Genomic DNA, 8,913 nt, shown 5'->3' with positions numbered 1-8,913 from the left:
GGCGGACGCGGGGCCGGGGCCGTCGTCGAAGGTGAGCGCGACCGTGCGGCCACCGTGCGCGGTGGTTTGGACCAGCGCGGCCGGCTTCGCCGGGGCGGCCGGGGGCGTCGCCTTCACTGAGCCGGAGGCGGACCCGGTGGGGAGGGGGCTCGGTACAGCCCCGTGGGAGGGCGCCCCGGGAGTCCTGGGTGCCCCGCTCGCCGGTGCGGCGCCGGCCGTCCTCGGGGCCATGTGTAGTCCGAGCATGCCGCCCTGTGCCGTGCCACAACCGGTGACCGCGGCGACGAGCAGGGCGGCGCAGGCCGTCCGCAGGCCACCGCGCCGGGCGCAGACCCTCGAGGGGCGGCGCGAACGGGCCCGCCGCGACGGCGCCGACCTGCCGGTGCTGTCGGTGCCGTCGACGGCAGGAGTGTCCGAGCCGGAGCCGGAGCAGGCGGCGACCGTCTGGAGGACGACGAGTTCGGCGGTGGCGATCAGCACCGTCCTGCGCGTGAGATGGAACATGCTCTTCCCCTTGGGAGTTTGGCCGGGTGGCGGGGCGGCCCGCAGAGCCGGGCAACGTCCGTCACCACGCCGGTCGACATCGGATGGGTCGGGTGGGATCTCCTGGTCGGCATGTCGTGCGAACGAAGAGGCCTCAGAGGCACCGGAGTTCGCCGAAATGCATCACATGGAAGAAGAGCCCGCGGGCCCCGACCGCACCCGCCCTGTCACAGGCCTGTGACACCGCCGCGACCGACCCGCCACAAGCGCCCCGTCCCGCGAGCCGACCCGTCGGAGGGGTCGCGCCGCGCCCTTGCGATCGATCCAGGGCCCGGTTGGCGGGTCGCCCGCCTGATGAGGACTGAGCCTTCCCCCGGGACGTGGACACCGGAGTTTCATGCGGCCAGGGTGATCTTACGGGACGTCGCCGTCTGCTGTTCGAACTGGACTTGGCTGAGGTAGCCCAGCGTGGAGTGGCGACGGCGGTGGTTGTAGAACGAGACCCGACGGAATACGTCCGGCCTCGCCTGTTGCTGGCTGGCCCAGCGCTCTCCGTGTATCAACTCTCGCTTCAGCGAGGCGAAGAAGCTCTCCGCGGCGGCGTAGTCATAGCTTGAGCCGACCTTCCCCATGCTCCGCCGGATCCGGTGGCGCCGACGGAGTCCGGCGAACTCGGCCGATCCGTATTGGGCGAGTTCAACCGGTCGTTGCAACACCGGGCTGTTGTCGTGAGCGTAGCTGCCCACCGGCACGGCCTCGGCCGCCGCCCGGTCGGCACGCTCCCGGCGACGGGTGAATCGAGGTTCTGGATCAATTTCCGGATGCTGTTGGTGATCTTCACTGGCGCGAGTGGTGTTGTCGCCTTTCGGCTGATTGTGCCCGTGCCTGTCTGCTGTCCTGGCCTGGAGATCGGGCGGATCAGAGGGGTGGACTGCGGTGGCGATGGGTTCATGGTCCGGGCGGGAGATCCCGCCGCTGACCGCACGGATGGCACGGGCGAGCAATCCTCGGGGCACAGCTGCGATGTGGGTGCGAGATCATCTGGACGGGCTGTTCACGGACGATGATTTCGCCGACTGGTATCCCACTGACGGACGTCGTGGCCTGTCACCGGCACGACTGGCGCTGGTGTCGGTGCTGCAGTACGCGCAGAACCTCACCGACCGTCAGGCCGCCGAGGCAGTCCGGTGTCGTCTGGACTGGAAATTACTGCCTGGGGATGGAGTTGGACGATCCGGGCTTCGATTTCTCGGTGCTCAGCGCGTTCCGTGACCGGATGGCCCAGGGCGATCGGGCCGACCGGTTGCTGACTGTAATGGTGGACCGGCTGGCGGAGGCGGGGCTGGTCAAACGACGCGGGCGGCAGCGGACCGACTCCACCCACGTCCTGGCGGCGGTGCGGCGCCTGGACCGCATCGAGCTGGTCGGCGAGACCCTGCGCGCGGCCCTGGAGGAACTGGCCGCATCGGACGAGGACTGGATATCCGCCCTGGTCACGGACGAGTGGGCCCGGCGTTACGGCCGGCCGGTCCGCTACGACCGGTTGCCCAAGGAGACGAACGAGCGCAAGCAGTACGCGCTCACGGTCGGTGAGGACGGCATGCGCCTGTTCCAGGCCCTCCTCGCCCCTGACGCTCCGGCCCGGCTGAGGTGGTTGCCCAAGGTCGAGGTGATGCGGCAGGTCTGGCTCCAGCAGTACTGGTACGACGAACACGGTGGTCTGTGCTGGCGCGGGCCCGAGCAGACCCGCGACCGGCTGAGCCGGCGCCACAGTCCTCGGCGATCGACGTCCGCGGAGGCCTCCGACGGGCGGCCCGACCCCGCCTGCGCCAGGGTGCCGTGGTCGTCGGTGGAGATCGTCTCTCCCCACGATCCGCAGGCCCGCTTCAGCCACAAGCCCGGCAAGGCTGAGTGGGTCGGCTACAAGGACCACCAGACCGAGACCTGCGACACCGGCCTGCCGAATGTGATCGTGCACGTCGCCACCACGCCGGCACCCGAGCAGGACATCGACGCCCTGGAACGGATCCACCGCGACCTCGCCGCACGCGATCTGGCGCCGGCCGAGCATCTGGTCGACGGCGGATACACCAGCCCCGCCACCATCCACCGGGCCAGGACCGAGTACGGAATCGACCTGGTCGGCCCGGTCCGGCTCCCACCCCGCTCGCGGGCACTCCCGGGCTTCGACAAGGAAGAGTTCCATCCCAACTGGGAGGAAAGAACGCTTACTTGTCCCAATGGCGCCACCAGCCCGCCCTGGAAACCGACCCTCGCCGACGGACAGCCACGCCTGTCGGTTCTCTTCCCCCGCGCTGTCTGCCGGGCCTGCGACGACCGCCCGAAGTGCACCGGAAACGTCGATGGCAAAGGCCGCCACGTCCTGCTTCTGCCACAGCCTCTGCAGGAGATCCAAAACCGCGTCAGGAAAGAGCAGAAGACCAGGGCCTGGCAGGACCGATACGCCATGAGAGCCGGCTGCGAGACCACCGTCTCGGAGACGGTGCACGCCCATGGCCTGCGAAATTGCCGTTATCGCGGCACCGCGAAGACTCACCTCCAGCACGTTCTCACCGCGGCCGGAACCAACATCATCCGCCTCAGCCAGCACCGCGACGATGGCGGATCAACCGACCGAAGGGGCCCGACCACCCGCTTCCAGCACCTGTGTCAACAACTGAACGACGGGACTCGAACCCGTCGCTCATGAAGATCACCAACAGCATCCGGAAATTGATCCAGAACCCAGATTGAGCCGCCGCCGACACACGCGTCCGAGCGCCGGCCCTCCAGGCGTAGTAACCGGATCGGGCGACGCCCAGGACCTCGCACAACCGCTGGACGCCGAACTCGGCCCGGTGGGTGAGGATGAAGTCCCAGCGGCGGTCCCTCACGTCATCTCCCGTGCGAAATACGCGGCCGCCCGGCGCAGGATCTCCTTCTCGACCTGCCAATCGCGCTCAACCCTGCGAAGCCGCGCGAGCTCGGCCCGCTCGCCATCGTTCAGCGCCGACCCTGGCACCGCAATCCCGGCGTCAGCGGCCCGCACCCAGTTCCGCGGGTCTCGTGGTTGACCCCGATCTCCTTCGCGACCCCCGCGAACATGCGTCCGCCGCCCGAGGCTCGGTACAACGCGACAGCATCACGCCGGAACTCGTCCGAGTACGTCGACGGACGTCCCATCTGGACTTCCCTTCCTGGACCTACAAGATCCAAGTGTCAGGGGTGTCCACATCGCGGGGCAAAGCTCACACCGAGCCTCGCGGGGTGTCGAGGCTGCGCACCGGACCTGGAGGAGTTGATCCAGTCGGGGCCCGCCGCGGGACTTGGTGGAAACTTGTTGTGACGCTCTGTCAGTTATTGCCTGGCAAGAGGTCCGCTGTCGCGCACGCCTCGGCTTCGCGCTGGAATTTGCTGGCATCCTCGACGGTCAGTCGGGGCATGCGGGTGGGCCGAGCAGACCTTGCCGGTACACGAATGATCTGACAAGAATCCGCTCATCCTGCGTCTGGTCCGCTCACCCTGCGGGCCGGATGGCACGATCTCATGTCGCGTGCGAGCCCGCGACGGGGATCCTGTGAGGGTGTGGCGGTGCCCGGTTTCGCTCCGCTCCTTCTCGCGCAAGGCAGCCTGGAGGAAGACTGCTGTGGCCGGATCCACACCCCGCTCCGGTACGTCCTGCTGTGAGGAGCCCTGCATTCGTCTCGCCGCCCGCCGATCACGTGGTCGGGGGCGATCGCACTGTTGGGTGCGAGGTCGTCCATTCTCACGAGCGTCTCGGACGGGACGGCAGGTAGGCGCGCGCCGGCGGGTCTGTCTGTGCTCTCGTGCGCTGCTGACGGCTCGACCGCTCGTAGCCTGAACCGACCCGGCGCTCGGGCTTCCCGGCACGGCTGTGCGCAGGGACCTCGGGCCGCAAACTGGTTCTCCCTGGTAGTTCTCCTCGGGTCACGAGGGGAGGAGTTGTTCGGTCCAGATGCACTTGCCGGTGGGGGCGTGTCGGGTGCCCCAGCGGTGGGAGAGCGCCTCGATCAGTTGCAGGCCCCGTCCGCCCTCGTCGGTGCTGGAGGCGCGGCGGATGTGCGGTGTGGTGAGGCTGCCGTCGGAGACCTCGCAGATGAGTACGTCGGTGCGCAGCAGACGGAGTTGGAGTGGGCCCTTGGCGTGGCGGACGACGTTGCCGACGAGTTCGCTGACGAAGAGTTCGGTGGTCATGATCAATTCGTCCAGGCCCCACGCGGTGAGTTGGTCGCGAGTGTGTCGTCGGGCTTCGGCGGCGGCCATCGCGGTGTCGGGCAGGAACCAGGAGGCGATGTTGTGGCGGGGAGTGCGGTGGGTGCGGGCGATGAGCAGAGCGGCGTCGTCGCAGCGCGGGGAACTGGCCAGCAGGCGGGTGGCGAGGGTGTCGGCCACCCGGTCGAGGTGTTCTGTGACGGCGTCGTGGTCGGTGTCGGGCGGGGGCTGGCCGATGGTGGTGAGAATTTCGGTGAGGTGGGTGATTCCGCGGCCCATGTCGTGGGTGCGGGATTCGATCAGGCCATCGGTGTACATGACGAGGAGGCTGTCGGTGGGCATGAGGAGGTCGGTGGTGTCGAACGGGGGGCCTGCGGCGCCCAGTGGTGGATTGAGGGCGAGATCGGGGAAGCGCACGGCGCCGTCGGGGTGGACGACGGCGGGTGGGGGGTGGCCGGCGTTGGCGAAGGTGCAGGTGCCGGAGACGGGGTCGTAGACCGCGTAGAGGAACGTCGCGCAGAAGTCGTCGCCGAGACCGCTGACGATGTTGTTCAGGTGGGTGAGGAGTTCGTCGGGAGGCAGGTCGAGGGCGACGAGGGTGTGCACCGCGGTGCGGAGCCTGCCCATGGTGACGGCTTCGGACAGGCCGTGTCCCATGACGTCGCCGATGGTCAGGGCGACGCGTCCCGAGGTGAGCGGGATGACGTCGTACCAGTCGCCGCCGACGTCGCCGCCGGCGGGGACGAACCTGGCAGCGGCGGTGACGGCGGGCAGCACGGGGAGGACGTGGGGGAGCATGCCGCGTTGCAGTTCTTGGGCGCGGGCGTGTTCGGCGTCGTAGAGGCGGGCCCGCTCGAGGGCTTGGGCGATCAGTGCGCTCAGCGCGCTGAGCAGTGCGCGCTCGTTCTCGGTGAGGTCGCGTCGCCGACTCCAGCTGATGCAGCAGAATCCGATGACGCGTCCGGAGACGACCAGGGGCAGGAAGGCCCAGGAGTTCTTTCCTCCCATGGCCACGAAGTCGGCGGTCGCCGGGTATTCGGCGATGAGTTCTTCCGGGGAGGGGAAGAACATCAGAGTGTGGGGGGCGGAGAGGATGTCGTAGGCGGGGGTGCCTTTCGATATCTGGGTCGCGTCGGCATTGCGGACCAGATTGGTGAAGTGTGCCGGGTATCCGGCGCAGCCGACCGACTGGAGTCGACCGTTCTCCACAGCCTGGACGATCAGGCCGGTGGCGTCGAAGGGGGGTAGGACGTGTTCGACGACCGTGGCGACCACGTCGTCGGCAGTGATGGCGCGCGCGAGGGTGGTGGTCAGCTGGGCGACGCGGGCGGAGTGTCCGACGGTGCCGTCCCCTCGTGAGGCCTCGTGGTTGGTGGCGTCGGTGAGGAAGAGGAGGAGGCCCTCGGCTGCGGGGACCAGCCGGAAGCGGTACCGGCGTCCGTTTGTTTCGAGATGTGCTTCGTGTTCGACTGGTGTGGTTTCAGCGATAGTTCGCCGAAACAGGCTCCCCAGGTCCGGTGCGGCTTGCGGAATCGCTTGCCACAGGAAGGTTCCGAGCAGGCTTGGTGCGGGGCCGAGGATGTTCTGCGCTTCGGTGTTGACGTAGGCGATCGTCCCCTGGCTGTCGCAGGCCACCAATGCGTCGCCCATGGATCGCAGGGAGTGCATCACCGGGTCATGCGGCAGGTATGGGGGTGCGCCGTCCGGGGACGTCTCCTCCCGCTCGGCGCCGCCGTGAAGAGGGTGCGCCGGATCCATGTGATCACCTGCCGTGCTGTGGGGAGGAGTGCGCGAGTTCTTGGTGGCCCAGGGGTGACAGTGTGCTGGGGTGGGCCTCGGAGTGTGACCGTATGGTTGCTTCGCGTGGCATCGGGTTCGGTCGAGCCGCGGCAGCGGCGCCTGGCGATCGGTCCGCGGTCTTCGGGTCGGATCCGCCCGGCAGGGTGCAGGCCTGCGGACCGGACCGCCCAGCGGTGTTTGCGGTCGGCCGGTGGGTGCTGCGGCGCGTAGCAGCATCATTTTACCGCTGATCGGCTGCCGCGGTTCGGCGCGGATGCGGCTGGCCGCGCGTGAGGCGGGTCAGACCGGACATACCGGTCGGCCGGTCGATCGGGACAACGACCGGCGGTCGTGCAGGAGCTCGCGTCGAGGTCGATCGGGCCTTCGCATGCGACGGCGAGGGTGCTGCAGCCGCCGGTTCCCCAGGTGGCGGCACGTGCCCGGAGGCGGACTGGGCCGTATCCGCGTCAGCGCGGTCGGCGCCCCGGGCCTGCGCTTATGATGTCGTCCACCCTCTGCACGTAGCCGACTCCCGTCGGCAGCTCACTCGCCGCCGGCGTGGCGGAGGGTTCGATCGCCTCGACCACGGTGACCGGCTGCACCGAGAGGTCCAGCTGCGAGGCCTCCTCGTCGAGCAGCCCGTGGTCTGGGTTGCGCCGGGCTCTGCGCCTGTCGTTGACGATGGAGATGCCGACGGCCAGGAAGTACAGCGCCCAGATCGGTGCGGCCAGCGTCAGCATGCTAAGCGGATCAACGCTCGGCGTGGCGAAGGCCGCGAAGACGGTGATGCCCAGGACCATGCCACGCCACCAGCTCAGCAGCCGTCTGCCGGTGACGATTCCCGCCATGTCGAGCATGACCAGCAATAGCGGGAGAGGGGAATGCGGCACCAGTTCGCAGGAGGCGGAAGGCGGCAGAAGCGAGCATGACCGGCCGCCGACCGCGGACGCTGCTGCGCGGCCGACGGCCCGCCGCAGTAGCGGCGGCCTTACGAGGTGCCGCTCGTGCGCAAAGTGTGCGGGCGACCCGGGGTACCCGTCAACGAGCAATGCCCCTGAATCGGGGCACCGCACGAATCGCCCCTCGCAGCCACCAAGCAGGCCGACGAACCGCTGTGGGGTGTCCGGCGAGCCGTCGGGTCTTCCGTCGACGGCCGGGCCCCACCGACGGAGCGGTCGTGGGGAGTGCCGGTGTTCACCCCGTGGCTCCGCGGGGGCGCCACAGGCGGGTACCCAGGCGCGCGCGGCGCCGGTCGCGTGGTGTGGGGCCTGGCGGCGGGCGGCTCGCGGTCCGCCGAGTGGGCCGGGAGGTCCGCCGCCGGTGCCTCGAAGGAGCACGAGACGCGCAACGCCGTGAAGCGGTCGGCCGGGGACGGCCTCGATCCGATGCGCCGTCCTCGTACAGAGCAGTGGCGGAGAGGCACGCTCGCGGGGCCAGGGCGCCGAAACGGCCGCGCCGGGCATTCTGTGCGCCTTTGTTCGGCCGCGCGTCGGTAGGCTCGGAGGACGGGCTCCGTCTTCGCTCGGCGGCCCGCAGGATCTCCCGGCGACACGTCTCGGGTAGGGACGCCAGATCTTCCCCTGAGGGCCCGCCGACGCCGTCGTGGCGCGCCGACCTCATGTCGGCCCGGCGGCCCGCAGTTTCGAGCTGGGACTGGTCCGGGCCAACTGCAGTGGACTCCGGTCAACCGTTCGGCACGCCGCTCGTCACACAATGCGTCCGCCCGCCGCAATTCTCCCCAGGGTGACTTGTCGGCGCCCGCCGGTGGGACCTGGAAGACGCGACACGGGCGGACTCGTGGGGCGTTGTGAGAAGTGCCGGGTGCGTCACGGCTCATGCAGGGGGAGCACAGGAGACCTGGACCAAACCGAAGACCCGGCACGCGCGGGCTTGTCCGGCCAACCACTTCGCCTCAGATCGGAAGATCGTCCGACCGGCTGTTCCGATCGAACCGACGCCCTCCAGCGCGGACGACAACAGCTCCTTGAGTCAGCCCGGGTGCTCGTGGATACGGCGGTTGCACCGGTCGGCGATGACGCTGTTGTCCGATCGGCCACCGACCGAGTGGTTGGCGTGGGCCCGTCCTATGGTGCAATCGCCCGCGCCCACCAGGGACGCGGTGGCGCGGTACGGGCGGCCGACGCAGTTGCGGTGCACTGTGAGAAGGGCATTCATCAGGTCGTGATACGTCGAGTCGGGTGGCGTGGGCGGGACCGCCATGGCGGCGCGCCGCCGGAACGGTGTGAGCCCGTTCAGACGGTGCGCGACCACGACGTCTAAGAAGACATCTCATTTGGATAGCCGTCGGGTGCAGATGAGGGCCGCGGCGATGCTGGCGAAGGCTGCGAAGTGGTCGGCCTTGCGTTCGTAGCGGCGGTGCAGCCGGCGGAAGCCGCCGAGCCAGGCGACGGTGCGCTC

At 69.2% G+C, this 8,913-nt stretch carries 5 protein-coding genes and 2 pseudogenes; 2 read left to right on the top strand and 5 right to left on the bottom strand.

The annotated features are described in order from the left end of the window. Both ACFWOG_RS36735 and ACFWOG_RS36730 read right to left on the bottom strand, forming a co-directional pair. Positions 1-504, bottom strand: a pseudogene (locus ACFWOG_RS36735) (hypothetical protein); the annotation flags it as partial. A 374-nt stretch (positions 505-878) separates the two neighbouring features. Beyond that, positions 879-1,487, bottom strand: coding sequence for an IS3 family transposase (locus ACFWOG_RS36730; protein ID WP_380363751.1), 609 nt, complete (start codon positions 1,485-1,487; stop codon positions 879-881). On the opposite strand from ACFWOG_RS36730, the gene ACFWOG_RS36725 reads away from it, so the two are divergent. Together ACFWOG_RS36725 and ACFWOG_RS36720 are read left to right on the top strand one after the other, a co-directional pair. Further along, a complete protein-coding gene (locus tag ACFWOG_RS36725) occupies positions 1,426-1,755 on the top strand; it encodes a transposase (protein ID WP_380363749.1) in 330 nt (109 codons plus the stop codon). The two genes, ACFWOG_RS36730 and ACFWOG_RS36725, sit on opposite strands and share 62 nt — an antisense overlap. Beyond that, entirely contained in the window at positions 1,703-3,193 is a 1,491-nt protein-coding gene (locus tag ACFWOG_RS36720) for a transposase (RefSeq protein WP_380363747.1), read from the top strand. Before ACFWOG_RS36725 ends, ACFWOG_RS36720 begins: the two co-directional genes overlap by 53 nt. Positions 3,194-4,431: 1,238 nt before the next feature. On the opposite strand, the gene ACFWOG_RS36715 is transcribed toward ACFWOG_RS36720, so the two are convergent. The 3 genes and pseudogenes from ACFWOG_RS36715 to ACFWOG_RS36705 form a co-directional block, all read right to left on the bottom strand. Next, positions 4,432-6,366 carry a SpoIIE family protein phosphatase gene (locus tag ACFWOG_RS36715; RefSeq protein WP_380363746.1) on the bottom strand — a complete coding sequence of 645 codons (1,935 nt, stop codon included), beginning with the start codon at positions 6,364-6,366 and terminating at the stop codon, positions 4,432-4,434. A gap of 596 nt (positions 6,367-6,962) precedes the next feature. After that, positions 6,963-7,385 (bottom strand): twin-arginine translocase subunit TatC, encoded by a 423-nt coding sequence (locus ACFWOG_RS36710; protein ID WP_380363744.1) that lies wholly within the window; start codon positions 7,383-7,385, stop codon positions 6,963-6,965. Positions 7,386-8,784: 1,399 nt separating this feature from the next. Continuing rightward, positions 8,785-8,913, bottom strand: a pseudogene (locus tag ACFWOG_RS36705) (IS5/IS1182 family transposase); the annotation flags it as partial.

It is taken from the genome of Kitasatospora sp. NPDC058406 (assembly GCF_042722765.1).
Taxonomy (GTDB): domain Bacteria; phylum Actinomycetota; class Actinomycetes; order Streptomycetales; family Streptomycetaceae; genus Kitasatospora.
Note: the sequence above shows the minus strand (reverse complement) of the source record. Positions and strands in the feature narration are given on the sequence as shown.

What these genes read in the sequence shown, in the direction of transcription:
- ACFWOG_RS36725 (WP_380363749.1), top strand. Translation starts at nt 1,426, where the DNA reads ATGGGTTCATGGTCCGGGCGGGAGATCCCGCCGCTGACCGCACGGATG.
- ACFWOG_RS36720 (WP_380363747.1), top strand. Translation starts at nt 1,703, where the DNA reads ATGGAGTTGGACGATCCGGGCTTCGATTTCTCGGTGCTCAGCGCGTTC.
- ACFWOG_RS36715 (WP_380363746.1), bottom strand. Translation starts at nt 6,366, where the DNA reads ATGGGCGACGCATTGGTGGCCTGCGACAGCCAGGGGACGATCGCCTAC.